At 73.4% G+C, this 24,105-nt stretch carries 21 protein-coding genes; 10 read left to right on the top strand and 11 right to left on the bottom strand.

The annotated features are described in order from the left end of the window. Positions 1-3 precede the first annotated feature (3 nt). Positions 4-1,197 (bottom strand): pyridoxal phosphate-dependent aminotransferase, encoded by a 1,194-nt coding sequence (locus ACQVFL_RS26205; protein WP_431727809.1) that lies wholly within the window; start codon positions 1,195-1,197, stop codon positions 4-6. Positions 1,198-1,353: 156 nt separating this feature from the next. Between ACQVFL_RS26205 and glmS the strand changes: the two genes are divergently transcribed. Then, positions 1,354-3,267, top strand: coding sequence for a glutamine--fructose-6-phosphate transaminase (isomerizing) (glmS, locus tag ACQVFL_RS26200; RefSeq protein ID WP_396690324.1), 1,914 nt, complete (start codon positions 1,354-1,356; stop codon positions 3,265-3,267). 21 nt (positions 3,268-3,288) lie between these two features. Here the strand turns inward: glmS and ACQVFL_RS26195 are convergent, their stop codons facing one another. Both ACQVFL_RS26195 and ACQVFL_RS26190 read right to left on the bottom strand, forming a co-directional pair. Further along, positions 3,289-4,902, bottom strand: coding sequence for an alpha/beta hydrolase (locus ACQVFL_RS26195; RefSeq protein WP_431727808.1), 1,614 nt, complete (start codon positions 4,900-4,902; stop codon positions 3,289-3,291). Then, the gene (locus tag ACQVFL_RS26190; protein ID WP_396690328.1) at positions 4,899-5,195 is read right to left on the bottom strand and encodes a hypothetical protein; all 297 of its coding nucleotides are present in this window, start codon (positions 5,193-5,195) and stop codon (positions 4,899-4,901) included. Before ACQVFL_RS26190 ends, ACQVFL_RS26195 begins: the two co-directional genes overlap by 4 nt. Before the next feature lie 218 nt (positions 5,196-5,413). Here ACQVFL_RS26190 and ACQVFL_RS26185 point away from each other — a divergent pair, with 218 nt between their 5' ends. From ACQVFL_RS26185 to ung, 5 genes are all read left to right on the top strand, one after another. Further along, positions 5,414-6,883 (top strand): NAD(P)H-hydrate dehydratase, encoded by a 1,470-nt coding sequence (locus ACQVFL_RS26185; RefSeq protein WP_396690330.1) that lies wholly within the window; start codon positions 5,414-5,416, stop codon positions 6,881-6,883. A gap of 83 nt (positions 6,884-6,966) precedes the next feature. After that, positions 6,967-8,085 (top strand): alanine racemase, encoded by a 1,119-nt coding sequence (gene alr, locus ACQVFL_RS26180; protein WP_431727807.1) that lies wholly within the window; start codon positions 6,967-6,969, stop codon positions 8,083-8,085. Next, entirely contained in the window at positions 8,082-9,176 is a 1,095-nt protein-coding gene (locus tag ACQVFL_RS26175) for an alpha/beta fold hydrolase (protein WP_396690334.1), read from the top strand. Before alr ends, ACQVFL_RS26175 begins: the two co-directional genes overlap by 4 nt. Beyond that, positions 9,173-9,661 carry a tRNA (adenosine(37)-N6)-threonylcarbamoyltransferase complex ATPase subunit type 1 TsaE gene (gene tsaE, locus ACQVFL_RS26170; RefSeq protein WP_396690336.1) on the top strand — a complete coding sequence of 163 codons (489 nt, stop codon included), beginning with the start codon at positions 9,173-9,175 and terminating at the stop codon, positions 9,659-9,661. The genes ACQVFL_RS26175 and tsaE overlap by 4 nt, the downstream gene beginning before the upstream one ends. A gap of 75 nt (positions 9,662-9,736) precedes the next feature. Beyond that, positions 9,737-10,438, top strand: a complete 702-nt coding sequence (ung, locus tag ACQVFL_RS26165) for a uracil-DNA glycosylase (protein ID WP_431727806.1) — start codon at positions 9,737-9,739, stop codon at positions 10,436-10,438. Between the two features lie 81 nt (positions 10,439-10,519). Here ung and ACQVFL_RS26160 read toward each other — a convergent pair whose 3' ends face one another. From ACQVFL_RS26160 to ACQVFL_RS26150, 3 genes are all read right to left on the bottom strand, one after another. Beyond that, complete coding sequence (locus tag ACQVFL_RS26160) at positions 10,520-13,759, bottom strand: S8 family serine peptidase (protein ID WP_431727805.1); 3,240 nt, start codon at positions 13,757-13,759, stop codon at positions 10,520-10,522. 115 nt (positions 13,760-13,874) lie between these two features. After that, on the bottom strand, positions 13,875-15,038 hold the full coding sequence (locus ACQVFL_RS26155) for a hypothetical protein (RefSeq protein WP_431727804.1): 1,164 nt from the start codon (positions 15,036-15,038) through the stop codon (positions 13,875-13,877). Next, positions 15,022-15,564: a SigE family RNA polymerase sigma factor gene (locus tag ACQVFL_RS26150; protein WP_396690343.1), complete on the bottom strand. Its 543-nt coding sequence runs from the start codon at positions 15,562-15,564 to the stop codon at positions 15,022-15,024. The genes ACQVFL_RS26155 and ACQVFL_RS26150 overlap by 17 nt, the downstream gene beginning before the upstream one ends. 171 nt (positions 15,565-15,735) lie before the next feature. Between ACQVFL_RS26150 and tsaB the strand changes: the two genes are divergently transcribed. The 4 genes from tsaB (at position 15,736) to ACQVFL_RS26130 (ending at position 18,246) form a co-directional block, all read left to right on the top strand. Continuing rightward, positions 15,736-16,413 (top strand): tRNA (adenosine(37)-N6)-threonylcarbamoyltransferase complex dimerization subunit type 1 TsaB, encoded by a 678-nt coding sequence (gene tsaB / locus ACQVFL_RS26145; protein ID WP_431727803.1) that lies wholly within the window; start codon positions 15,736-15,738, stop codon positions 16,411-16,413. Positions 16,414-16,481: 68 nt separating this feature from the next. Further along, positions 16,482-16,925, top strand: a complete 444-nt coding sequence (rimI, locus tag ACQVFL_RS26140; protein WP_396690972.1) for a ribosomal protein S18-alanine N-acetyltransferase — start codon at positions 16,482-16,484, stop codon at positions 16,923-16,925. Between the two features lie 5 nt (positions 16,926-16,930). After that, the gene (gene tsaD, locus ACQVFL_RS26135; protein ID WP_396690346.1) at positions 16,931-17,977 is read left to right on the top strand and encodes a tRNA (adenosine(37)-N6)-threonylcarbamoyltransferase complex transferase subunit TsaD; all 1,047 of its coding nucleotides are present in this window, start codon (positions 16,931-16,933) and stop codon (positions 17,975-17,977) included. A gap of 14 nt (positions 17,978-17,991) precedes the next feature. Then, positions 17,992-18,246, top strand: coding sequence for a hypothetical protein (locus ACQVFL_RS26130; RefSeq protein WP_131056998.1), 255 nt, complete (start codon positions 17,992-17,994; stop codon positions 18,244-18,246). Positions 18,247-18,264: 18 nt separating this feature from the next. Here the strand turns inward: ACQVFL_RS26130 and ACQVFL_RS26125 are convergent, their stop codons facing one another. The 5 genes from ACQVFL_RS26125 to ACQVFL_RS26105 all read right to left on the bottom strand — a co-directional run bounded on the left by ACQVFL_RS26125 (position 18,265) and on the right by ACQVFL_RS26105 (position 24,095). Further along, positions 18,265-19,908, bottom strand: a complete 1,644-nt coding sequence (locus tag ACQVFL_RS26125; RefSeq protein ID WP_431727802.1) for a copper resistance CopC/CopD family protein — start codon at positions 19,906-19,908, stop codon at positions 18,265-18,267. A 17-nt stretch (positions 19,909-19,925) separates the two neighbouring features. Then, positions 19,926-20,663: a DUF4142 domain-containing protein gene (locus ACQVFL_RS26120; protein WP_396690348.1), complete on the bottom strand. Its 738-nt coding sequence runs from the start codon at positions 20,661-20,663 to the stop codon at positions 19,926-19,928. A 147-nt stretch (positions 20,664-20,810) separates the two neighbouring features. Next, the gene (locus ACQVFL_RS26115; protein ID WP_396690350.1) at positions 20,811-21,992 is read right to left on the bottom strand and encodes an ROK family protein; all 1,182 of its coding nucleotides are present in this window, start codon (positions 21,990-21,992) and stop codon (positions 20,811-20,813) included. 28 nt (positions 21,993-22,020) lie between these two features. Further along, positions 22,021-23,280 (bottom strand): sugar ABC transporter permease, encoded by a 1,260-nt coding sequence (locus ACQVFL_RS26110; protein ID WP_396690352.1) that lies wholly within the window; start codon positions 23,278-23,280, stop codon positions 22,021-22,023. Continuing rightward, a complete protein-coding gene (locus ACQVFL_RS26105) occupies positions 23,277-24,095 on the bottom strand; it encodes an ATP-binding cassette domain-containing protein (RefSeq protein ID WP_396690354.1) in 819 nt (272 codons plus the stop codon). The genes ACQVFL_RS26110 and ACQVFL_RS26105 overlap by 4 nt, the downstream gene beginning before the upstream one ends. Positions 24,096-24,105 lie beyond the last annotated feature (10 nt).

Below are 24,105 nucleotides of genomic sequence, written 5' to 3'. Positions count from 1 at the left end.
GGATCAGGCGTGCGTGTCCGCCCGGCGTAGTCGGGCCACCGCCTCGGTCAACACCTCGGGGCGCTTGCAGAACGCGAACCGCACCAACCGTCGGCCGGCCTCCGGGTCGTCGTAGAAGACCTGGGTGGGCACGGCCACCACGCCGCAGCGCTCCGGCAGCGTACGGCAGAAGTCGACGCCGTCGGTGCCGCCGAGCCCGGTGATGTCGGCGGTGACGAAGTACGTCCCCTCCGGCGTGAGCACGTCGAAGCCGGCGTCGCCGAGACCGCTGATCAACTGGTCGCGGCGGGACTGCATACCGTCCCGGAACTCGGTGAAGTAGGCGTCGGGCAACGCCAGGGCCACCGCGACCGCCGGTTGCAGCGGCGCGGCGTTGACGAAGGTGAGGAACTGCTTGACCCGCAGTACCGCCGAGACGAGAGCCGCCGGGCCGCTGACCCAGCCCACCTTCCAGCCGGTGCAGGAGAACGTCTTACCGGCGGACGAGACGCGCAGCGTGCGCTCACGCATCCCGGGCAGTGTGGCCAGCGGGACGTGCCCGGTCGACGCGTCGGTGAAGACCAGGTGCTCGTACACCTCGTCGGTGACCGCGTACGCGTCGTGCTCCTGGCACAGCTCGGCGATCAGCGACAACTCGGCCGGGGTGAAGACCTTGCCGGTCGGGTTGTGTGGTGAGTTCAGCAGCACCAGTCGGGTCCGTGGCCCGAACGCGGCCCGCAGGTCGGCCGGGTCGAAGGCGTACCGCCCGTGGTCGCCGGGACGCAGCGTGACGGGTCGCCGGACCGCGCCGGCCAGGGTGATCGAGGCGGCGTACGAGTCGTAGTAGGGCTCGAAGCAGACCACCTCGTCACCCGGCTCGCACAGGCCGAGGATCGCCGCGGCGATCGCCTCGGTGGCACCCGCCGTGATCACCACCTCGCCGTCCGGGTCGTACTCCAGGTTCCAGAAGCGGCGTTGGTGTGCGGACACGGCGGCGCGCAGCTCCGGGACGCCGGGACCGGGCGGGTACTGGTTGCGGCCGGAGTGCAGCGCCTCGGCGGCGGCGGCCAGCATCTCGGGCGGGCCGTCGGTGTCCGGGAAACCCTGTCCGAGGTTCACCGCGCCGGTACGCACGGCCAGAGCGGACATCTCGGCGAATACCGTCGTTCCGAACGGGCGCATCCGGCTCACCAGCGGGTCGACATCGGTGCTCGTCACCCCGTCAGGGTACGGGTGGGCCCGGTCGTCCCGACCCGGCCCGGCTGCGTGCTCCGTGACACCGATCACCGGTGTTGCGCTAATCGCTCAAATTCAGTGATTGTTTACCCCGCTTTCGCGCAGACATCGTGAGCGGAACTGGTTAGGCTGCCACCCATGTGTGGAATCGTGGGGTACGCCGGTAGTCGGCCGGCGCTCGGTATCGTGCTCGACGGCCTGCGGCGGCTGGAGTACCGCGGCTACGACTCGGCGGGCGTCGCCGTGGTCTGCGACGGGCAACTGCTGACCGAGAAGAAGGCCGGCAAACTGGCCAACCTGGAGAAGGTGCTCTCCGAGCGGGCCGCCGAGGACCCGGACGGTTGCGGAGCCAGCCCGATCGGCATCGGCGACGGCACCACCGGCATCGGGCACACCCGGTGGGCCACCCACGGCGGCCCCACGGACCGTAACGCCCACCCGCACCTGTCGCCCGACGGCCGGGTCGCGGTGATCCACAACGGCATCATCGAGAACTTCGCCAAGCTCCGCGCGGAGCTGGAGGACGACGGCGTCCAGTTCCTCAGCGACACCGACACCGAGTGCGCCGCGCACCTGCTCGCCAAGGCACTGGCCGAGCTGCGGGCCGCCGGTCACCCGGACGGGCCGCAGTTGCTCGCCGCCGCGATGCGGGTGGTCTGCCAGCGACTGGAGGGTGCCTTCACGCTGCTCGCGGTGGACTCCGGAGTGCCCGGGGCCGTCGTCGGCGCGCGCCGCAACTCACCCCTGGTGGTCGGGCGCGGCAACGGGGAGAACTACCTCGCCAGCGACGTCGCCGCGTTCATCGAGCACACCCGCGAGGCGGTCGAGCTGGGCCAGGACCAGATCGTCCTGATCACCGCGGACACCATCGAGATCACCGACTTCGCCGGTCAGCCGGCCACCGGCAAGGACTTCCACATCGACTGGGACGCCTCGGCCGCGGAGAAGGGCGGCTACGACTGGTTCATGCTCAAGGAGATCGAGGAGCAGCCGCAGGCCGTCGCCGACACGCTGCTGGGCCGGTTGACCGAGAGCGGCGAGATCATGCTCGACGAGGTCCGCCTCAGCGACCAGGACCTGCGCGACGTCGACAAGATCTTCATCGTCGCCTGCGGCACCGCGTACCACTCCGGCATGGTCGCCAAGTACGCCATCGAGCACTGGACCCGGATCCCCTGCGAGGTGGAGCTGGCCAGCGAGTTCCGATACCGGGACCCGGTGCTGGACCGGTCCACCCTGATCGTGGTGATCTCGCAGTCCGGCGAGACCATGGACACCCTGATGGCGCTGCGGCACGCCAAGGAGCAGAAGGCCCGGGTGCTGGCCATCTGCAACACCAACGGCTCCACCATCCCCCGGGAGTCCGACGCGGTGCTCTACACGCACGGCGGGCCGGAGATCGCCGTCGCCTCGACCAAGGCGTTCCTCACCCAGTTGGTCGCCTGCTACCTGATCGGCCTGCACCTGGCCCAGGTGCGCGGGATCAAGTTCGCCGACGAGGTGGCGGCCGTGGTCGAGCAGCTCCACCAGGTGCCGGACAAGCTGCGGGAGCTGCTCGGCCGGATCGATCCGGTCCGGGAGCTGGCCCGCGAGCTGAAGTCCGCGCCGACGGTGCTGTTCATCGGCCGCCACGTCGGCTACCCGGTGGCGCTGGAGGGTGCGCTCAAGCTCAAGGAGCTGGCGTACATGCACGCCGAGGGCTTCGCCGCAGGCGAACTCAAGCACGGCCCGATCGCGCTGATCGACCAGGGCACTCCGGTGATCTGCGTGGTGCCGTCGCCGGTCGGTCGCGGTCTGCTGCACGACAAGATCGTCTCCAACATCCAGGAGGTACGCGCCCGGGGCGCCCGCACCATCGTGATCGCCGAGGAGGGCGACGCGGCGGTCGTCCGCTACGCCGACCACCTGATCTACGTGCCGCGTACCCCGACGCTGCTCGCCCCACTGGTGACCACCGTGCCGTTGCAGGTGCTCGCGGCCGAGATCGCCGCCGCCCGGGGGCACGACGTCGACCAGCCGCGCAACCTGGCGAAGTCGGTCACCGTCGAGTAGGAGCGGTCGACGACCGGGCGGTCACCGGCCGAGCACCACACGCGCCATGCCGTCCAACGCGGGATTGGCCGGATCCCAGTAGCCGGTGTGCCCGTACCGGCCACTGGGGAACGTCCGGCCCCCGAAACCCGGCTCGGCCGGGTCGCGCCCGAACCAGCGTTCGTCGCGCGGCCCGGCCAGCCAGTCGACGATGGTCCCGACCGGCGAGGCGCCGAGTATCGTCTGCCGGGCCAACTCGTCCGGTGGGCGGGTCAGCCGGATCACGTCGTCCGGCGCGGTGCTGGCCCACACCTGCTCGGGCGGTATGCCCAGCTCGGCGGCGTGTCGCACGCCGACGCCGGGCGAGCCGACGAAGACCAGCGCGTCCGCGGCGAGCCCGTGGTCCCGGGCGGCGGTGCCGACCACCAGCGATCCGTAGCTGTGCCCGAGCACCGTCTGCCGGGCCGGTGGCCCGTCGTGGGTGGCCCGCAGCCCCTCCTGGAACCGGTGCAGCGCGTCGCCCGCGTCGCGGGCCTGCCCGTCCCGGGCCGCCTCGTGCAGGAAATCCGGGGCGTCGTAGTCCAGCCAGAGCACCGCCGAGGTCTCCTGGCCCGGTGCCAGGTCGGCGCAGCGGGACAGCACCCGCGCCGCCCGGCCCAGCTCGCCGGTGGCGTCGTCCAGCCCGGCGGTCATCCCCGGCACGTACGTGACCACGCCGGTGGCGCGGTCCGGGTCGCCCAGCGCCACCACCGTGCGTCCCTCCCCGCCCACGTCCAGGCCGAGCAGGTACGCCCGGGGCGACTCCGTCGCGTCGAGCCGGGTGGCGAGCGCGTCCAGCCCGGTCAGCGCGGCGTCCACCGCCCGGAGCCCGGCCACCTCGACCGGCCCGCGCGGCACCCGGGCCAGCAGGCGCTCCCACCGGGCCCGCAACTCCTCCCGCCGGGTGCCCAGCAGCGACCGGTTGGCCTGGTCCCGGTCGGCTGCCGGCACTCCGTCGAGTCGACCGACCAGCTCCGGCTCGTGCAGCACCAGCCAGCGGCGCTGTGCCGTGCTGAGCCCGGCCCACCACAGCCGCACCCGGGCCGGGTCGGTGTGCGGTGCGGGCCGACCCGGTGGCGGCGCAACCACCCACCCGGCGGCGGCATCCCGGGACAACTGCCCGAGGCGCGCGGCGGCCTCGCGGTCGGCCGCACCCGCCAGGTCGAGCGCGTCCCGGATGCCGCTGGCCACCGGGGCCGTGGTGGCGGCGGCCCGCTCCGGCGGCACCCGTGCCGGGTCGGGGCGTACCCGACCCGACCGGTCGATCAGCACGCCGGTGGCGGCGGCCAGCTCGACGGCCGAGGAGAGCCGGGCGCGGGCCGCCGCGAGCCGGGCGGCGAACCCGGCGAGCACCTGGTCGACCTCGACGGCGGCCGGGACGAGTGCGGTCAGCTCGGTCCGCAGCCCGGCCAACCGGGCCCCGGCCGACCCGGCGGCCCGCCCAGACCAGCCGGCGCGCAGCGCCGTCGTGCCGTCGGCGAGTTCGTCGGCGCGTCGCCGGGCGAACCCGGACAGGCCGGCCCAGGCGGTGCCGGCGGCCCGCCAGCCGGTCGGGTCGGTGCTGGAGAGCTGGACGTAACCGACAGGGGCGGGCCGGGCCGGTGTCGAGCCGGTCACCGGGGCACCGCGGCGAGCCGGGTGGCGGCCCGACCGTCCACCGACTCGTACGCCCCGGCGGCGGCCCGCACCGCGTCCCCGGTGTCGGCCACCTGCGCGCCGAGCCGCCCGCACCAGGTACGTACCGACGTCTCCAGGGCGGCCAGCGCCTCCGCCGCCGACCACCGGCGGTCCGGTGCCGCCAGCCCCGGTACGCCCGCCGGGCCGTGGACCACCCGGTAGGCGGTGTCGCCGAGCGTCCGCCCGACCCGGTGTAGCGTCTCCGGCCGCACGGTCAACTCCTCCTGTGCCATCGGCCCCTCCCGCCCTCGGCTCCCGCACGCCGCAGACGCTAGGCGGGGTCGGCCGTCGAATGCGTGCCCTGTGGACGACGACGGCGCGCACCTCCGACGGCCGTCCACAGGGGCCGCCGGGAATGTGAACAACGGCTATCCTGCGGCCCGCCCGCCGGTAGGGTGGCGCGTGATCGTCGGCATCGATCGCGTGCGGGGCGCGGGAGACGGGGTGGGACATGCGGCCGGTCTGGCGGGTGGCGGAGATTCGGGCGGCCGAGAAGGCGCTGATGGCCACGCTGCCTCCGGGCACGCTGATGCAGCGGGCCGCCGCCGGGCTGGCCCGCCGCTGCGCGTTGCTGCTCGCCGACCGGGGCGGGGTGTACGCCGCACCGGTGCTGCTGCTCGTCGGCTCCGGCGACAACGGCGGCGACGCCCTGTACGCGGGCGCCCGGCTGGCCGGGCGCGGTGCGTCGGTGTCGGCGCTGCTGCTCGACCCGGACCGCGTACACGCGGCGGGGCTGGCCGCGTTGCGGGCCGCCGGTGGCCGGGTCGTGGACCGCCCGCCGGTCGTGGTCGACCTGGTGGTCGACGGGATCGTGGGCATCGGTGGGCGCGGCGGGCTGCGGGAGACGGCCGAGCAGTTGGCGGCGAGCCTGCTGCGGCAGCACGGGCGCGACGGCGGCCGGGCGACGGTGGTGGCGGTGGACGTGCCCAGCGGGGTCGAGGTGGACACCGGGGCGGTGCCGCTGACCTCGTCGGGTCGGCCGAACGCGGTGCGGGCCGACGTGACGGTGGCCTTCGGCGCGTGGAAACCGGCCCTGGCGGTCGGCCCGGCCGCCGCACTGGCCGGGCAGGTGGAACTGGTCGACATCGGCCTGCGACCGTGGCTGCGCGGCAGCCCGGCGTGGCACGTCGTGGAGGAGTCCGACGTCGTCGACTGGTGGCCCCCGCTCGGCGCGGGCTCGGAGAAGTACACCCGGGGCGTGGTCGGGGTGGCCACCGGGTCGGCGACGTACCCGGGTGCGGGGGTGCTGTCGGTCGGCGGTGCGCTCGCCGGGCCGACCGGCCTGGTCCGCTACGCGGGCGGTGCCCGCGAGGAGGTGGTGCGCCGCTACCCGTCGGTGATCGCCACCGACCGGGTGGTGGACGCGGGCCGGGTGCAGGCGTGGGTGTGCGGCTCGGGCCTGGGCACCGACGAGCGGGCCGCCGCCGAGCTGCGGACGGTGCTCGCCGCGCCGGTGCCGGTGGTGCTGGACGCCGACGCGCTCACCCTGCTGGTCGACGGTCGGCTCGCCGACCAGCTCCGGCAGCGCGACGCGCCCATCGTGCTCACGCCGCACGACCGCGAGTTCACCCGGCTCTGCGGCGAGGAGCCGGGCGCGGACCGGGTCGCCGCGACGCTGCGGCTGGCCGCCTGGACCAACGCCGTGGTGCTGCTCAAGGGCAACCGCACGGTGATCGGCACGCCGGACGGCCGGGCGTACGTCAACCCGACCGGCACCCCGGCCCTGGCCACCGGTGGCACCGGTGACGTCCTGGCCGGGCTGCTCGGCTCGCTGCTCGCGTCCGGCCTGCCGGCGGAGCGGGCCGCCGCGTCGGCGGCGTACCTGCACGGGTCGGCCGGTCGGGAGGCCGCGCGGGGCGGTCCGGTGGTCGCCGCGGACGTGGCCGCCGCGCTGCGTCCGGTGCTGGCCCGGATCACCTGACTCCGGCCGTCCCGGGACCCGTCCGACACCCCGTACTCGGCCGGGGCCACCCCGGGTGATCAGCGCGGAAGTAGGGTGGGGGCATGTGGCAGGCCGAGGTACGCGTCGACCTCGACGCGATCCGGGAGAACGTGGACCGGTTGCGCACCGGTACCAACGCCGAGGTGATGGCGGTGGTGAAGGGCGACGGCTACGGCCACGGCATGGTCCCGGCGGCCCGTGCCGCGCTGGAGGCGGGCGCGGACTGGCTCGGCGTCTGCACCCTGGACGAGGCGTTGGGCCTGCGCGCGGCGGGCATCGACGCCCCGGTGCTGGCCTGGCTGCTGGCCCCCGGGCTGCCGCTGCACAGCGGCGTCGCGGTCGGCGTCGACCTGGGTGTGGCGAGCCTTCCGCAGCTCGACGAGATGGTCGAGGCGAGTCGGCGCGCGGAGCGCCCGGCCCGGCTGCACCTCAAGATCGACACCGGGTTGGCCCGGGGCGGCGCGACCGTCGCCGACTGGCCGACGCTGCTCGACGCCGCCGCGAAGGCCCAGGCCGACGGGTTGGTCGAGGTGGTCGGGGTGTGGAGTCACTTCGTCTACGCGGACCTGCCGGGACACCCCACCACCGACCGGCAGTTGGCGGTCTTCCACGAGGGGCTGGCCATGGTCGAGCGGGCCGGACTACGCCCCCGCTATCGGCACCTGGCCAACTCGGCGGCCACGCTCACCCGGCCCGACACCCACTTCGACCTGGTCCGTCCCGGGCTGGCCGTGTACGGCCTCTCCCCGGTGGCCGGGCAGACGTACGGGCTGCGGCCGGCGATGACCGCGCGGGCCCGGGTGATGCTGACCAAGCGGGTACCGGCCGGTGCCGGCGTCTCCTACGGGCACACCTACCTCACCGAGCGCGACGCGACGCTGGCGGTGGTGCCGCTGGGCTACGCCGACGGGGTGCCCCGGCACGCCTCCAACACCGGCCCGGTGCAACTCGGGGGCAAGCGGCGGACCGTCGCCGGCCGGGTCTGCATGGACCAGTTCGTGCTGGACTGCGGCGACGACCCGGTGGTCGCCGGTGACGTGGTCACCCTCTTCGGCGACGGTGCGGACGGGGCGCCCACCGCCGACGACTGGGCCGAGGCGGCCGGCACCATCAACTACGAGATCGTCACCCGGTTCGGCAGTACCCGGGTGCCCCGGATCTACGACGGCGGGTCGGCGTGAGGGTGCCCCGACCGCGTTCCGCCGCCGGCCGGGCCGCCGGGCTGGTCGGGGCGGCGCTCGGTGTGGCCGCCGCCGGGCTCGCCGCCGGGGTGGCCACCGAACGGGCCCTGGTCCGCCGGCTCAAGGCCGACCCCGCCGACCCGTACGTCGACGAGGTCTTCGGCGAGCAGCACTACGACGCGGCGTACCGGTTGGAACTGCCCGACGGCACCGACGTGCACGTCGAGGTGGTCGAACCGATCCGCCCGGTCGCCGGCAACCCGACGGTCGTGCTGGTGCACGGCTTCTGCCTGGACATGGGCACCTTCCACTTCCAGCGCAAGATGCTGGCCGGGCGGGGCGAGCACCGGATCGTGGCGTACGACCAGCCCGGACACGGCCGCTCGGGGCGGCTGGAGGGCGGCGAATACGACCTGGTCGCGCTCGGCCACACGCTGCGCCGGGTGATCGACGAAGTGGCGCCGGACGGCCCGCTGGTCCTGATCGGGCACTCGATGGGTGGCATGACCATCATGTCGCTGGCCGAGCTGTACCCGGAGATGTTCGACGACCGGGTGGTCGGCACCGTGCTGATGGCCACCTCGGGTGGTCTGCTGGCGGAGACGAAGCTGGTCGCGTCCGCCCTGCTCGGGCGCGTCGGCGCGCCGGTGCTCTACACGGCCGGTTACGTGACCCGGTACGGCGGGACGGTGATCGACCGGGCCCGCAAGTCCACCAGCAACGTGGCCTGGCTGCTCACCCGCAGGTACGGCTTCGGCACCCGTAAACCGAGCCCCGCACTGGTGTCGTACGTGGAGGAGATGAACTCGCGTACCTCGGCCGACACGGTGACCCGCTACCTGCGTACGCTGGCGACGCACTCGCGGTTCCCGGCGCTGGCCGCGTTGGAGGACACGCCGGTGTTGGTGATCGTCGGAGACAAGGACATGATCACGCCGGTGACGCATTCCGAGGAGATCGTCCGGCGGCTGCCGCACGCCGAGTTCGTCAAGATCCAGGACAGTGGGCACGTGGTGATGCTGGAGCACGCCGACGAGGTCAACATCGCGGTGAGCCGGTTCCTCGACTCGTGCGAGCGGGACCGTCCGTGACCCGCTTCGAGTTGCCGACCGTCGCGGACACGCACGCCTTCGGGCAGCGCCTCGCGCAGGTGCTGCGCGCCGGTGACCTGGTGCTGCTGACCGGCCCGCTGGGCGCCGGCAAGACCGCGCTGACCCAGGGGATCGGCGCCGGGTTGGGCGTGCTCGGCGACATCACCTCGCCGACCTTCGTGATCGCCCGGGTGCACCGGCCGGACCCGGCGACCGGACGCGGGATGGCTCTGGTGCACGCCGACGCGTACCGGCTGGGGGCGGCGAGCGATCCCCGGGCCGAGATCGACGACCTGGACCTGGACGCCTCGGTGGAGGAGTCGGTCACCGTGGTCGAGTGGGGCGAGGGGCTGGTCGAGCAGTTGGTCGACGCGCACCTGCGGATCCGCCTCGACCGGCGCGACGACGACACCCGGGACGTGGAGTTGGAGCCGGTCGGCGGCGACTGGGCGGCACGGCTGGCCGCGCTGACCGTGCCGCGCTGACCGCCCTGCGCCCGACGCTGTCGTACCCACTGCCTACAGTGCCCCGGAAACGTTCCGACCGGTGAAAGGCCGCCGATGCCCGACGACACCCCCGCTCTCGACCTGCTGGCCCTGCTTCCCGAGCAGTGGCGCGAGGTGCTCGCCCCGCACCTCGACCCGGCCCGCACGGCCGCGTTGGCCGACTTCGTCGCCGGGGAGTACGCGACCCAGACGGTCTTCCCGCCGGTCGAGGACCTGTTCTCCGCCTACCGGCTCTGTGCGCCGTCGGCCTGCCGGGTGCTGATCCTCGGGCAGGACCCCTACCACCGGGCCGGCCAGGCACACGGGTTGAGCTTCAGCGTGCGCGAGGGCGTCTCGGTGCCGCCGTCGCTGCGCAACGTCTTCAAGGAGTTGGGCGAGGACCTGGGTGTGCCCAAGCCGCGCAGCGGCAACCTGGACGGCTGGGCGGCGCAGGGGGTGCTGCTGCTCAACTCGGTGCTGACGGTCCGGCAGGGCACCCCCGGCTCGCACGCCAACCGGGGGTGGGAGGAGTTCACCGACGCCACCATCCGGGCGTTGGACGCCCAGGAGTCGCGGGTGGTGTTCCTGCTCTGGGGCGGCTACGCCCGCAAGAAGGCGACGCTGGTGACCAACCCGCAGCACGTGGTGCTGGAGGCGGGGCACCCCAGCCCGATGAACCCGCGCGGCTTCCTCGGCAGCCGTCCGTTCAGCGCGGCCAACAAGGCGCTCGCCGACGCCGGTCTGCCCACCGTCGACTGGGAGCGCACCGCCGGCTGAGCCGACCGACGCGCTCCGGCAGGACGAGGAGAGGTGCCCCCGCACACCACCGGACGGGTGATGTGCGGGGGCACCTCGTGCTCAGCCGATCCGGTACGCGCGAACCACCGTCTCGGTGAGGGTGGCGGCGCTGCCCCTGGCGGTGACCCGCACCGACACGTATCCGGGGGTGGCCGGGTGCCGGACCGTGCCACGGAAGGCACCGGCGCCGGTGCGGACGACCGGGGCGGGCCGCCAGGTGACGCCGTCGTCGTAGGAGACCCGCAGGCCGACCGAGTCGGCGTCGACGCTGATCGGGATGGTGAACGACCGGCCGGCCGGTGCGGTGCCGGTGGCGTCCAGGCCGGGCGCCATCCGGACCGCCATCAGGCGCGAGGCGGTCGCGGGCCGGGTGAACGTCCAGTCGGCCGTGACCCGGGTGGAGAGGCCGAACGAGGCGGCCCGGGTGGACTCCACGTGGAGCCGGTAGTCGCCCGGTGCGGGCCGGACGGTGAACCGGGCGTGACCGGGCACGTCGGAGGTGGCCACTGCGGTGCCGTTGCGGTAGAGGGTGGTCGTGCCGGTGCGGGCTTCCTGCTCGACGTAGCCGGGGTGACCGGCGCTGTCGCAGTAGGGCGCGATCCGCACGACCAACTGGTCGCCGGACCACCCGCCACCGGCGGTCGGGCAGGGCGCGACGATCGGGGCGTTCCAGGTGGAGGTGTAGGTCCGCCCGGCCCGGTAGGCGATCGGCGCGCCGGTCGTGGTGACGGTGTAGTAGTCCACGGCCTCGTCCGAGTACTGGAACACCCGCGAGGCCCACGTGACGCCGCCGTCGGTGTTGAAGTAGCGGGTCTGCGCCAGCGGCGTGGAGGCGTAGGCGGGGGTGAGCGGATAGCCCGGCACGATCGGTGCCGACTGCATCGCGGTCGGACCCTCCGGGGCCTGGGCGCGGGCGGAGGTCCGGTCCAGGGCGAGGTCTCCGGTGCGGACGGACCTGGTGAAGCCGGTGGGCAGCGTGCCGGGCCGGTGCCAGGCGAGCTGGTACGCGTACCTGCTGGGATCCGATCCGTCGGCGAAGGCCGCGCCGATCATCGAGACGAAGGTGTCGGCGCTGCCGATCCCGCCGATCTGGGCGGTCCGCATCCGGGTCGACGCGTTGCTGCTGCCGCCGACGGTCACCCAGGAGTCGCCGTTGCGGACGCCCACCTGGACGGTGCTGTCCGCGCGGACCGCGTCGGCCGCCGGCACGCTGATCCGGACCGGCCGCCCGGCCCGTTCGTCGAGCGTGAGGTCGGTGTCGGCGGTCACGGCGAGGTTCGGGTGGGCCAGGTAGGTCAGCGCCGGCGAGCCGGAGAACATCTGCGAGACGACCGCGTAGCGCCCCTCGGGCACCCGGATGGTGATCTCGCTGCCCTGCTCGTCGTCGTAGTGGTGGAGCGAGTCGTAGACGTACGGGGTGTCCAGGCCCACGACGGTGGTGTAGTAGTCCCTGCTCGCCTGTCCGTCCACACCGAGATGCCGCACCGTCAGCGAGTGGGTGGCGGCCTCCCGGATCAACCCGACCGGCGTGGTCAGCCGTTTGCCGTCGCCGGTGCTGGCGGTCAGCCGCCCGGAGTACGGCCCGACCGGTGCCGTCGTCGAGGCGGCGGCCGTGACGGTGGCCTGCGCGCTGCCACCCGCCGGCACGGTCAGCGTCGACGGGCTGACCTGGAACAGTCCGGAGACGGGCGTCATCCGTGGCCCGTCCACGGTCAGGGCCAGGGTCAACGTCTGCGGCGCGGTGCCGGTGTTGCGGTAGGTGACCGTCCGGCTGGTCGGCTCGTCGTCGGTGTGCGGGTACGCGTGCGTGCCGAGGCTCAGGCTCGGCGGGTCGGCGAGCACCCGGCCGGCGAGCGCCCCGGCCACGTCGACCCGACCGGCCCCCTGGGCGAACACGCCGACACCCGGTGCCGGTCGGGCGGTACCCATCAGCGCGGCCTTGATCATGTCTCCGGTCCAGTCCGGGTGTCGCTGCTTGAGCAGGACGGCGCTGCCGGCCGCGTGCGGGGCCGCGAAGGAGGTGCCCCACAGCCCGTCGGTGTAGGGGCCGGTGCCGTACGCGTCGGTGCTGCGGGCGGCGGTGATGTCGTCGCCGGGCGCGGTGAGGTCGGGCTTGACGGCGTCGTCGCCGAGACGCGGGCCACGGCTGGAGAAGGAGGTCAGCCGGTCGTCGTGGTCGACCGCGCCGACGGCCAGCGCGGCATCGGCGGTGGCCGGTGACCCGACGTCGTAGTCGTGTGCGGCGTTCGGGTTGTTGCCGTTGTCGCCGCTGTTGCCCGACGCGACCACGAACAGCGTGCCGTGCTGCTCGCTCAGGCTGCGCAGGGCGATCTCCAGGGGGTCCTCGCCGGGGGTGTCGGGGAAGCCGAGACTCATGTTGACGACTGCGGCGCGCTTCGGGCCGGCCGCCCACTCCATCGCGGCGATCACCGCCGACTCGGTCGAGTCCCAGTCCCCGGTCTTGGCGTCGATGATCGTCGCCTCCGGAGCGACGCCCCGGTACCGGCCGGCCGAGGCGGCCCCGCTGCCGGCGGCGACGGCGGCGACGGCCGTGCCGTGTCCCATCAGGTCGCGGACGTCGCCGCTGGTGGGTACGCCGCCGTCGGAGACCGGCGAGAAGTCGACCTGGTCGGCCACCCGGCCGACCAGGTCGGGGTGGGTGGCGTCGACACCGCTGTCGATCACCGCGACGGTGACGCCCTTGCCGGTCAGGCCGCCCTGCCAGGCGCTCGGCGCGCCGATCTGCTGGACGCCCTCGGCACCGTGGAAACGACCGACGGCGTCCAGCCAGACCTTGCCCTTCGCGCCCTTGCGGGTCAGCCCCGACCAGAGCCGGTCGAGGCCCTGCTTGCGGGTGTGCATGGCGGTGGCCTGGAAGCTGGTCATCCGGTGCACGATCGTGCCGTCGACGCCACTGTCGGTGGAGGCGATGATCGGCAGGTCGGCGCGCCGGTCGTCGTCGTACCCGTCGGCGAGCAGGCCGGTCACGTCGAACAGCCGTGGGTCGAGCCGGTCCGCCCGCAACAGCGGCAGCGCGTCGGCCGGCACCACCCGTACCCGGCCGGCGATCGTGCTGGTCAGCATCGGGATCTCCGACCGGCCGGGGCCGGGGACGACGCTGACGCCGCCGTCGGCGGTCACGGTGACCCGGTCGCCGGTGATCAGCGTCGCGGTCCGGGTGTCACCGCCGGGCAGCGGAGCCGACCCGGCCGCGTCAGCCGCACCGGCCGGGGACGCGGGGACGAGACCGGCCGCGAGCAGCAGGGCCACGGCGGCCGGTAGGAATCGTCTGGAACGCATGTACCTCTTGTCCTCCATTGTGGACATATCACGGGTGGGAGAAGTGCGACGGCGCCGCGCCCCCGGGGGCGGGGACACGGCGCCGGACGTGCGGGGTCGCCGGTGTGGGCCAGGGCTACCGCGCCTGGAGCACCGGGACCCAGGTGTTCTCGTCGTTGACGTCGGTCACCTCGACCGACTCCACGATCCGGGTCAGCTCCGCGACGGAGAGCCCGCCGGTGCTCAGGACCTGCACCTGCACCGCGCCGTCGGCGGTCCAGCGGTTGCAGAACGGGTCACCCGACACCTGGTGGCACTTCGTCTTGCCGGCCTTCGCCCGCTGGTTGGAGGCGGAGGCGGGCATGACGTAGATGCTGACACTGCCCGGGATGGTCCCGGCCTCGTTGTCGCCGTACGGCGCGTTCAGGCCGGTGGTCGCCGGGCTGGGATCGGCGTAGGTCACGCCGCCGTAGTTGCCCGCCCGGGCCTGCGAGATGCCGATCAGACCGGGCAGGGCGTGCGTGCCGGCCTCCACCGGGGCGTGGCCGGCGGGCAGGTAGCCGACCCGGAACGGCAGCGTGGCCGGCGTCGCCGGGCTCGGCTCCAGGGCGGTGACCAGCGCCGACAGGTCCGCGATGGAGGGTTCGGAGGTGCTGGTGTACGCGGTCACCACCGCCCATGCGTCGTCGGCGTACTCCCAGGCCAACTGTCGGCCGGCCGGCTCGACGGCGGACTCGACGGCCTGGCGGCCGGCGATCGTCGACGCGGTGCCGCCGACGATCCCCGCCGGGTCGAACGCGCCCGGCCGGTAGAGCGTGAGGTAGCCGGAGAACGGCCGGGTCGAGTCGGTGCCCGCAGCGGGGGGCCGCTTCCCGTTCCGCCGGACGGGCGCCTCGGAGTCCTCGACCGGCCGATCGTGGGTGACCCTGCCGTCCAGGTAGACCGCGGCGATCTGATAGGCGGTGGAGGCCACGACGGGGTCCTGGACGCGCAGCGGACCGGCGTCGAAGGCGCGGAACGTGAAGCTGAACGGCGGTGCGTCCGACCAGGTGGCCGCCGTCTCCGGTGCCGCCCCGGCGACGATCGTGGTCGGCGGCTCGGCGGTTCCCGGAGCGCCCGGCGTCAGCGCGAACGTGCCGGCGACCACGGCCACGACCAGGCCGGCGGCACCCGCCGAGGCGAAGCCGGCCCGACGACGACGCTCGGCCTTGCGGCCGGCCGCGACGATCTGGTCGACGGAACGCGACATGGGCGGCTCGTCCACGGTCACCGCCGCCACGATTTCATGCAACTGCGACATGCCATTCCTTGTCCTCGATGTGATTGAGTCGATCGGCTCCGAGTAGTTCGCGGAGCTTGGCGAGACCGCGTGAGGTCTGGCTCTTTGCCGTACCGACGGTGCAGCCCAGGACCTGGGCCGTCTCCTCCAGACTGAGTCCCAGGTAGTGGCGCAGCACCACGGCGGCACGCTGGCCGGTGGGTACGGCGTTGAGCGCCGCCCGCAGCCGTAGCCGCTCGTCGGTGGTGCCGTTCGGGTCGTCCATCGCAACGTCCGGAATGCCGTCGCCGACCGACCGTTCCCGCCCCCGACGCCACGGCCTGCGGGTCTCGTCGACAGCGGCCCGGTACACCATGGTCTTGGCGTACAGGTCCGGCCGCTCCACCTTGCGCCAGCGCGGGTACAGCTTGATCAGTGTGTTGGCCACCGCGTCATCCGCCGCGTGCCAGTCCCCGCAGGTCACATAGGCCAGCTTGCGCAGCGACGCCATCTCGGACGTCACGAACTCCCGGAACGCTTGCTCGTCTGCGGCCTTCAAAATCGACATTCCTCCTCTGTCCGGAGGTGGGACGGCGGGATCGGGAGCAGAAGTTGCTCGGGGAGAGGAAGTACTTGTCCGATCACTTTCGGTGGTGCCGGCGGTGGTGGACGCGGCGCCGGCACCGGTGGCGGGCGGGGCGCCACGGGGCGATCGGCGGTGCGGCTAGGCTGGCTCATTGTGCTCGTACTCGTGGTGGACAGCTCGACGCCGGCGGTGACGGCGGCCCTGGTCGAGGTCACCGCGACGGCGGTGACGACCCGGGCGCACCGGTGCACCGTCGACGCCCGTGCCCACGGCGAACTGCTCGCGCCCCAGGTCGACGCGGTGCTGACCGACGTCGGCGCCCGCCCGGCCGACCTCGGTGCGGTCGTCGCCGGGCTCGGTCCGGGACCGTTCACCGGGCTGCGGGTCGGGCTGGTCACCGCCGCCACCATGGGCCAGGTGCTCGACATCCCGACGTACGGTGTCTGCTCACTGGACGCGATCGGGTACCCGGCGGCGAACGGCGAGCCGGTGCTGGCCGCCGGTGACGCACGGCGGCGGGAGATCTACTGGGCGGTCTACGACGGCGCCGGGCAGCGGCTCGTCGGGCCGGAGGTCGGCGCGCCGACGGTCGCCGCCGAGCGGGCCCGGGAGTCGGGCGTCACGGCGGCGGTCGGGGACGGCGCGCACCGGTACGCGGAGACGCTCGGGCTGCCGCTGCGGGCGGAACCGCGCTACCCGGACGCGTACACGCTGGCGACACTGGCCGCCGAACGCATCCGGGCCGGTGCGCCCGGTGAGACGCTGACTCCGCTCTATCTGCGGCGTCCGGACGCCGTGGCGGCCACCGCCCGCAAACCGGTCCTGCCGTGACCGGGCGGCACGGCACCGATCCGGTGCGATCCGATCCGGTGCAGCGCGATCCGGAGCAGCGTGACTCGGTGCGGCTCGGCCGGTTCCGCTGGTGGCACATCGACGAGGTACTGCCGATCGAGGCGGACCTCTTCGGTGCCGAGCAGTGGTCCGCGGCGATGTTCTGGAACGAGCTGTCCCACGGGCACTTCTATCTGGTCGCCACCGACGACGGTGGTGCGGTGCTCGGCTACGCCGGGCTGGCCGTCGCGCCGCCCGACGAGGCGTGGGTGCAGAACATCGCGGTACGGCGGGACGCGCAACGTCGGGGCGTGGGACGGGTGCTGCTGGAGGCACTGCTCGCCGAGGCGGCCCGGCGGGGCGTACGGAGCGTGCTGCTGGAGGTCGCGGCGGACAACGCGCCGGCCCAGCGCCTCTACGCGTCGTACGGCTTCGAACCGATCGGCGTGCGGCGCGGCTACTACCAACCGAGCAACACCGACGCGCTGGTGATGCAGCGCAACCAGGACTGAGAACCATGGCTGACGAACCACTGATCCTCGGCATCGAGACCTCGTGCGACGAGACCGGCGTCGGCATCGTACGCGGGCACACCCTGCTCGCCGACGCGCTCGCGTCCAGCGTGGACCAGCACGCCCGGTTCGGCGGGGTGGTGCCCGAGGTGGCCAGCCGGGCGCACCTGGAGGCGATCGTGCCGACCATGCGGCGGGCGCTGACCGAGGCCGGGGTGACCCTCGCCGACATCGACGCGATCGCGGTCACCGCCGGCCCCGGGCTGGCCGGTGCGCTGCTGGTCGGGGTGGCCGCGGCCAAGGGGTACGCGGTCGCCGCCGAGAAGCCCGTCTACGGGGTCAACCACCTGGCCGCCCACGTGGCGGTGGACACGCTGGAGCACGGGCCGCTGCCCGAGCCGGCGATCGCGTTGCTGGTCTCCGGCGGCCACTCGTCGCTGCTGCTCGTCGACGACCTGGCCCACGGCGTCACCCCGCTGGGCGCGACCATCGACGACGCGGCCGGGGAGGCTTTCGACAAGGTCGCCCGGCTGCTCGGCCTGCCGTTTCCCGGCGGACCGTACATCGACCGGCAGGCGCGGGAGGGCGACCCGGCGTCGATCGCGTTCCCACGCGGCCTGACCGCCGCCAAGGATCTGGCCGCGCACCGGTACGACTTCTCCTTCTCCGGGTTGAAGACCGCAGTGGCCCGGTGGGTGGAGGCGCGGCAACGCGCCGGTGAACCGGTGCCGGTGGCCGACGTGGCCGCGTCGTTCCAGGAGGCGGTCTGCGACGTGCTGGTCACCAAGGCACTGGACGCCTGCCGCAGCAGTGGCGTGGAGACCCTGGTGATCGGCGGGGGAGTGGCGGCCAACTCCCGGTTGCGGGCGCTGGCCGAGCAGCGGGCCGCGCGAGCGGGCATCCGGGTACGCGTACCCCGGCCGGGACTGTGCACCGACAACGGCGCGATGGTGGCGGCTCTCGGCTCGCACCTGGTCGCCTCGGGGGTCGCGCCGAGCCGGCTCGACCTGCCCGCGGATTCGGCGATGCCGCTGACCACGGTCAGCGTGTGAGGGAGGACGGCGACGTGATCGTACGGATGTGGGAGGCGCGGGCGGAGCCGTACGCGCTCGCCGAGTTGATCACCTGGGTCTGCGACAGCGCCCTACCCGAGTTCGAGCACGACCCGCTGCACCTGTCCAGCGAGGTGTTCTCCTCCACCGACCACCGGGTGGTGGTGATCTCGAAGTGGCGCAGCAGTCCCCGGCCGCTGCCCGAGCCGCCGGTGATGCTGCTCGCCCGGCCGCCGCACTCCTGGGACTTCACCCAGGTCGACCGCTGACCGGCAGCGCCACCACGGTCAGCGGATGGTCACCGTGGTGGTCGCGGTGGCCCGGTCGATGTCGCTGGTCCGGGCGCTGATCCGCAGCGTCCACTCGCCGGCCAGCGGGAACTGGATCTCGGCGCTGCCGTGGTGTGGTTCCAGGCTGACCACGTCGATCGCGATCGGCTCGACACCCGCCTCCGGCAGGGCGGCGGTGACACTCCACTCCGCCACCGGCAGCTCCCTGCCCTCCGGCGTGTAGACGTACGCGTGCAGGCTGTTCGCCGTGTTCGGGGCGGCCGGGTAGATGTCGAACTGCACCACGAAGATGCTGGTGGTCAACGACTGGGCGACACCGTCCCGGGTGACGCCGTCCGGGGTCGCGCCGTCCGTACGCCCCGGCGGCGTCTGTACCAGGACCGCGGTCAGCGCCAGGACCACCGCGGTCACCGCGAGTTCGACGCCGGCCGCCCGGGCGACCCAGCGGGGGCGGCCGGCGGCGGCCCGCCGCCGGATCAGGCGGCGCTGCCAGGCCGCGATCGCCAGCACGGCCGCGAGCAACGCGGCCTTGGCGCAGAGCAGGCGACCGTACGCGGTGCCGAACAGCGCCGCCGGTCGACCGAGTTCGATCGCGGCCTGGAGCACACCGGCGGTGACCAGCCAGGCCACGGCCAGCGTGGCCCACCTCGACCAGGCCGGCAGGATGCGGGCGAGAACCCGCTCGTGGGTGCCCCGGAGCAGGAACACGGTGAGGGTGAGCAGCCCACCCAGCCAGACGACCACCCCGACCACGTGCACGGTGGTCAGCACGATGCTCACCGGCGGCACCGGTGCGGCGACCGGATGCCCGGCGAGCGGCCAGGTGACCGCCCCGCCCACGCCGACCGCGGCCAGCGCGCCGGTCCGGGCCCGTCCGGCGGTACCCCGGGTGACCGCCGGCAGCAGCGCCGCGGCGACCCCGACCAGCGCCAGGCGGGCGGCCAGCACCAGCCCGATGTCGGTGTCGGCGACGGCGCGCAGGTCGGCGGGGGAGAGTCGCCCGACCGGCGCGCCGACCACCTGGGCGGCCTGCCCGACCCAGGTGCCCACGGTGGCCACGGCGACCAGGCCGAGCCCGACCAGCGCCGTCACCGTCGCACCCCGTCGGGACCGTCGGGGTGGCCAGAGGACGGCCGCGAGCAGCGGCGGACCGACGGCCAGCAGCAGCCCGAGATAGCCGAGGAACTTGGCGGCGGGCACCAGGACCCCGGCCGGAGACTCCGACTCCGGCGTGGCCGGCAGCGGCGGGGCCACCGACGGCGCCCCGGCGGCGAAGGTGAAGCTGCCGGCGACCGGATGGCTGTCCGCCGAGATGACGCGGTAGCTGACCAGGTACGTGCCGAGTGGCCGGTCCGAGGCGCGCAGCATGATCCGCAGGGTCCGGTCGCGGACCTCCGGGTCACCGATGTTGATCCGCTTGCCGTCCGGCGCGAGCACCTGCACCCGGCCGGCGACCGGTGCGACCGACTCGCTGAAGGTGACCAGCACCTCGCGCGGCGCGTACGGGAGCACCTCGTCGCGCTGCGGGGCGGTGTTCGCCACCACGGCGTGCGCCGCCGCTGGGCCGGTGGGGCCCAGGGCGGCGCACAGGGTGGCCAGGACCAGCCCGAGCAGGGTGAGGGCCCGGGTACGGGGAGTCATCGGTGCGGGTCGGCTGGTTACCTGCGGCGCAACAGCCGATAGCTGAGGAATCCACCGGTGCCGAGGGCGGCGAGGAAGATCGCCCAGATCAGGGTGTTGCTGATGCCCATCGCCGGTGCGGAGTTGGCCTGCGCGGCGGCGATCAGTCCGTCCTCGCCGGGGGCGGGCAGCACGGCGGGCGGCAGTTCGGCGTATCGCACCAGGCCGGTGCTCTCCAGCATCAGCATGTGGTCGCTGACGTACTTGTTGGTGGCGTTGGCCAGGTCCCGGATGACGTCGTTGCGGGTGCTGCCCCGGACCGCGGTGACCACCGGGAGGATCGAGCCGTGGGCGACCCGGAGCCGGGTGACGAAGATCTGGTCGAACTGGGCGCCGGTGGCGTTCTTCATCTCCGTCAGCCACTGCTGCTGCTGCGCGGACGGCACGGTCGGGATGGTCGCGCCGAGCTTGTTGGCGGCCTCCACGGTGAGTCGGTCCAATTCCTCGTGCTGCCGGGCGATCTCCGCACCGACCTCGCGGACCACCGCCGACTGGCCCTTCTCGGCGGCCATCTGCCCGGCCGGCATCTCCCAGAGCCCGGCCAGACGTACGCCGTCGAGCAGAGCCTGGTCGGCGGCGGCGAGCTGCTGCCCCACGGGCGCGGCTGCGGCCACACCGGGCAACCCGACGAGAGCGGCGGCGATCGTGGTGAGTAGCACCGCCAGGCGACGGGACCGGGTGCCCTGCCGGCGACGAACGGAATCCAGCGGTGCCATGTCTGCGGCGCCTCCTCGGACGAGAACCGATCGACTAGTGACGGGCGGGACGGCACCCCGCCGGCCGCTCGTGCGCACAGTGGTACGGAATGAGCGGCCGATCAGTTCATCAGTTCCGAAAGCGGTTCACGGTCGTGTCCGGCCGGGTCAGCCGACGTCGAGCGGGTCGGCCAGCAACCGGTCGAAGGCGAGTTCGGCGGCACCGACCAGTGGGGCGTCCTCGCCGAGCTTCGGCGTCCGCAGGCGTACGTGTTCCAGGCAGGCGGGCAGACCGTTCGAGTTGAGCCGGCTGCGTACCTGGGCGGCGGCGGCCAGGTAGAGGTCGCGCATGGTGCCGCCGAAGATGACCATCTCCGGGTTGAAGATGTTGACCAGGTTGGCGACGCCGAAACCCAACCAGTCGCCGGCCTGGCGTACCGCCGTCTGGGCCCGGGCGTCGCCCCGGTCGGCGGCGTCGAAGACCGCGAGCATGGCCTCCCGGCCCCGGGCGTCGGAGCGTCCGGCGGCCCGCAGCAGCGCGTGCTCGCCGATCTCGGTCTCCCAGCAGCCCCGGTTGCCGCACTCGCAGCGCACCCCGTCGCGGGTCACCACCATGTGCCCGACCTCGCCGCTGTAGCCGCCGTGCCCGGTGAGGCGGCGACCTCCGGCGATGATCCCGGCGCCCACGCCGACGTCGCCGTAGAGGTAGATGACGTTGTCACAGCCGGACGCCACGCCGCGGGCGTGTTCGGCGAAGGCCGCCACGTCGGCGACGTTCCCCACGGTGACCGGGACGTCGACGCCGAGTTCGCGGCCGAGGGTGGTGCCGATCGGCTCGTCCACCCACCCGGTGGTCGGGCCGAGCCGGACCAGTCCGTCGTCGCGGCGCACCATGCCGCAGACCGCCACCCCGGCCCCGACGCAGACCGCGCCCTGCGGCAGCCCGTGGCGCATCTCCTTGACCGCCCCGGCCAGCAGCGGGGCGGCCTCCGTCGCGGTGAGCCCGCGCGGGCGGTCCAGCTCCCAGCGGTCGAGCACCGCACCGCCGAGACCCACCCGCGCGGCCCGCAGCCGGTCCACCTCGATGCTGTACGCGTACGCGAAGACCCGGTCCGACTCGGGCCGGACGACCAGTGACGGTCGTCCGGCCCGGCCGGTCTCCTTCGGTGCCCCCTCGCTCACCAGGCCGGCGGCGGCGAGGTCGGCGGTGAGCGCGCCGATGGTGCTCCGGTTCAAGCCCAGCGTGTTCGTCAGCTCGGCGCGCGTGGTGGCGCCGTGCAGGTGCACGTAGCGCAGCAGGGCACCGAGATTCTGTCGACGGATCTCGTCCTGGCTGGGTCCTACGCGCATCGGGGCTTACTACTTTCGGTACAGCGGATCAGCGGTTGCCGGTGGCCGAGGCTCGTCGTCGCGACAACGCGTCGACACTGGCCGCGAGCAGCAGCACCACGCCGGTGACCACGTACTTCACGCCCGAGCTGTAGCCCATCAGCCCCATGCCATTGTCGATCACCGCCACCACGGCGCCACCGAGGACCGCGTCCAGGACGCGTCCCTTGCCACCGAAGAGGCTGGTTCCACCGATCACGGCCGCCCCGACGGCGTACAGCAGCACGTTGCTGCCACCGGTGTTCGGGTCGACCGAGTTGGCCCGGCTCGCCGCCACGATGCCACCGATCGCCGCCATCGTGGAGCAGATCACGAAGACCGAGATGCGGATCCGGTCCACGTTGATGCCGGCCCGGCGCGCGGCCTCCTTGTTGCCGCCGACGGCATAGATGTGTCGGCCGTAGCTGGTGCGCTGGAGCACGAAGGTCCAGAGCACGAGCAGAATGGCGATGATCGGCACCACGATCGGCACACCCTTGAGCGAGCTGATCAGCACGTTGCGGCTGCGCTCCAGGTTGAGCACGTAGACGGCGACGCCGAGGACCACGGCCAGGATGCCGATCCGGCCCAGCACCATGGCCAGCGGGTCGTTGATCAGGCCGCGTGCGGCACGCTTGCGGTACCGCAGCAACTGCACTGCGGCGAAGCCGACGACCGCGAGCGCGGCCAGGGCCCAGCCGAGCGTCGGCGGCAGGTTGCGGTTGGCGATCGCCACCAGCACCGGGTCGCGGACCGAGATGTTCCGGCCCTCCTCCATCAACAGCAGCACCACGCCCTGGAAGGCGAGGAAGCCGGCGAGGGTGACCACGAACGACGGGATGCCGACCTTGGCGACCAGGAAGCCCAGCGTGGTGCCGATGACCAGGCCGGTGAGCACGGCCGCGAGCACCGCCACGTACCAGGGGTACCCGAGGACGGTCACCACGTTGGCCAGCACCGCCGCGCAGACGCCGCTGGCGAAACCGGCGGACAGGTCGATCTCGCCCAGCAGCAGGACGAAGACCAGACCCATGGCGATCAGCGTGACCGCCGCGCCCTGGGTGAACAGGTTGGCGAAGTTGCCCGCGGTGAGGAAGCTCGGACGCATGATCGAGAAGATCGTGCAGAGCACGAGCAGTCCGGCGACGGCGGGCAGCGCGCCGATGTCGCCGCCGCGTACCCGACGCCAGTAGCCGCGTACGTGGCTGGCGACGGTGGGTTCCGGCGCCACGGCGGCCGGCCCGTCCTGCTTGACGACGGTGGAACTCATGCCTGGCCTCCCGGAGTACCGTCGGCGGCTGCTCCACCGTTGCCGTTGACGGCCGGTTCGGCGGCGAGCCCGAGCCCGCCGGAACGGCCTGCGGTGATCAGCTCGACCACCTGTGAGTGCGTGATGTCGGTGGTCCGCACCTGGGCGACCATCTGGCCGAGATAGAGCGCGGCGATCCGGTCGGAGACGGCGAAGACGTCGTTCATGTTGTGCGAGATGAGCACCACGGCCAGGCCGTTGTCGGCCAGCCGGCGGACCAGTTCGAGCACCTGGGCGGTCTGCGCGACGCCGAGCGCGGCGGTCGGCTCGTCCAGGACCACCAGCTTGCTGTTCCAGAGCACCGCCTTGGCGATCGCCACGGTCTGCCGCTGGCCGCCGGAGAGGCTGGAGACGTGCTGACGCAGCGACTTGACGGTGCGTACGGAGAGCCCGGCCAGGGTCTCCGCGGCCATCTGCTCCATCGTCGGTTCGTCCAGGACGATGCCGCTGCGCTTCTCGCGCCCGAGGAACATGTTCTGCACGATGTCGAGGTTGTCGCAGAGCGCGAGGTCCTGGTAGACGACCTCGATGCCGAGCGAGGCGGCGTCCCGGGGGCTGTTGATGTGCACCGGGCGGCCGTCGAAGACGAACTCCCCGGAGTCGGTGGGGTAGATGCCGCTGATGCACTTGACCAGGGTCGACTTGCCGGCGCCGTTGTCGCCGACGAGCGCGGTCACCTCGCCCGGGTAGGCGGCGAAGGCGACGTCGCGCAGGACCTGGACGGGACCGAAGCTCTTGTCGATCCCGCGTAGCTCCAGCAGTGGGGTCGCGGACACGGGGTTCTCC

It is taken from the genome of Verrucosispora sp. TAA-831 (assembly GCF_050780145.1).
Lineage (GTDB): Bacteria > Actinomycetota > Actinomycetes > Mycobacteriales > Micromonosporaceae > Micromonospora.
The sequence above is the reverse complement of the archived record's forward strand: the minus strand, read 5'-3'. Positions and strand labels throughout refer to the sequence as shown.

Bases quoted from the DNA above. Each gene is read 5' to 3' on its own strand.
- glmS (WP_396690324.1), top strand. From the start codon at position 1,354: ATGTGTGGAATCGTGGGGTACGCCGGTAGTCGGCCGGCGCTCGGTATC.
- ACQVFL_RS26190 (WP_396690328.1), bottom strand. From the start codon at position 5,195: ATGGCACAGGAGGAGTTGACCGTGCGGCCGGAGACGCTACACCGGGTC.
- ACQVFL_RS26185 (WP_396690330.1), top strand. From the start codon at position 5,414: ATGCGGCCGGTCTGGCGGGTGGCGGAGATTCGGGCGGCCGAGAAGGCG.
- alr (WP_431727807.1), top strand. From the start codon at position 6,967: ATGTGGCAGGCCGAGGTACGCGTCGACCTCGACGCGATCCGGGAGAAC.
- ung (WP_431727806.1), top strand. From the start codon at position 9,737: ATGCCCGACGACACCCCCGCTCTCGACCTGCTGGCCCTGCTTCCCGAG.
- ACQVFL_RS26160 (WP_431727805.1), bottom strand. From the start codon at position 13,759: ATGCGTTCCAGACGATTCCTACCGGCCGCCGTGGCCCTGCTGCTCGCG.
- ACQVFL_RS26155 (WP_431727804.1), bottom strand. From the start codon at position 15,038: ATGTCGCAGTTGCATGAAATCGTGGCGGCGGTGACCGTGGACGAGCCG.
- ACQVFL_RS26150 (WP_396690343.1), bottom strand. From the start codon at position 15,564: ATGTCGATTTTGAAGGCCGCAGACGAGCAAGCGTTCCGGGAGTTCGTG.
- tsaD (WP_396690346.1), top strand. From the start codon at position 16,931: ATGGCTGACGAACCACTGATCCTCGGCATCGAGACCTCGTGCGACGAG.
- ACQVFL_RS26125 (WP_431727802.1), bottom strand. From the start codon at position 19,908: ATGACTCCCCGTACCCGGGCCCTCACCCTGCTCGGGCTGGTCCTGGCC.
- ACQVFL_RS26120 (WP_396690348.1), bottom strand. From the start codon at position 20,663: ATGGCACCGCTGGATTCCGTTCGTCGCCGGCAGGGCACCCGGTCCCGT.
- ACQVFL_RS26115 (WP_396690350.1), bottom strand. From the start codon at position 21,992: ATGCGCGTAGGACCCAGCCAGGACGAGATCCGTCGACAGAATCTCGGT.
- ACQVFL_RS26110 (WP_396690352.1), bottom strand. From the start codon at position 23,280: ATGAGTTCCACCGTCGTCAAGCAGGACGGGCCGGCCGCCGTGGCGCCG.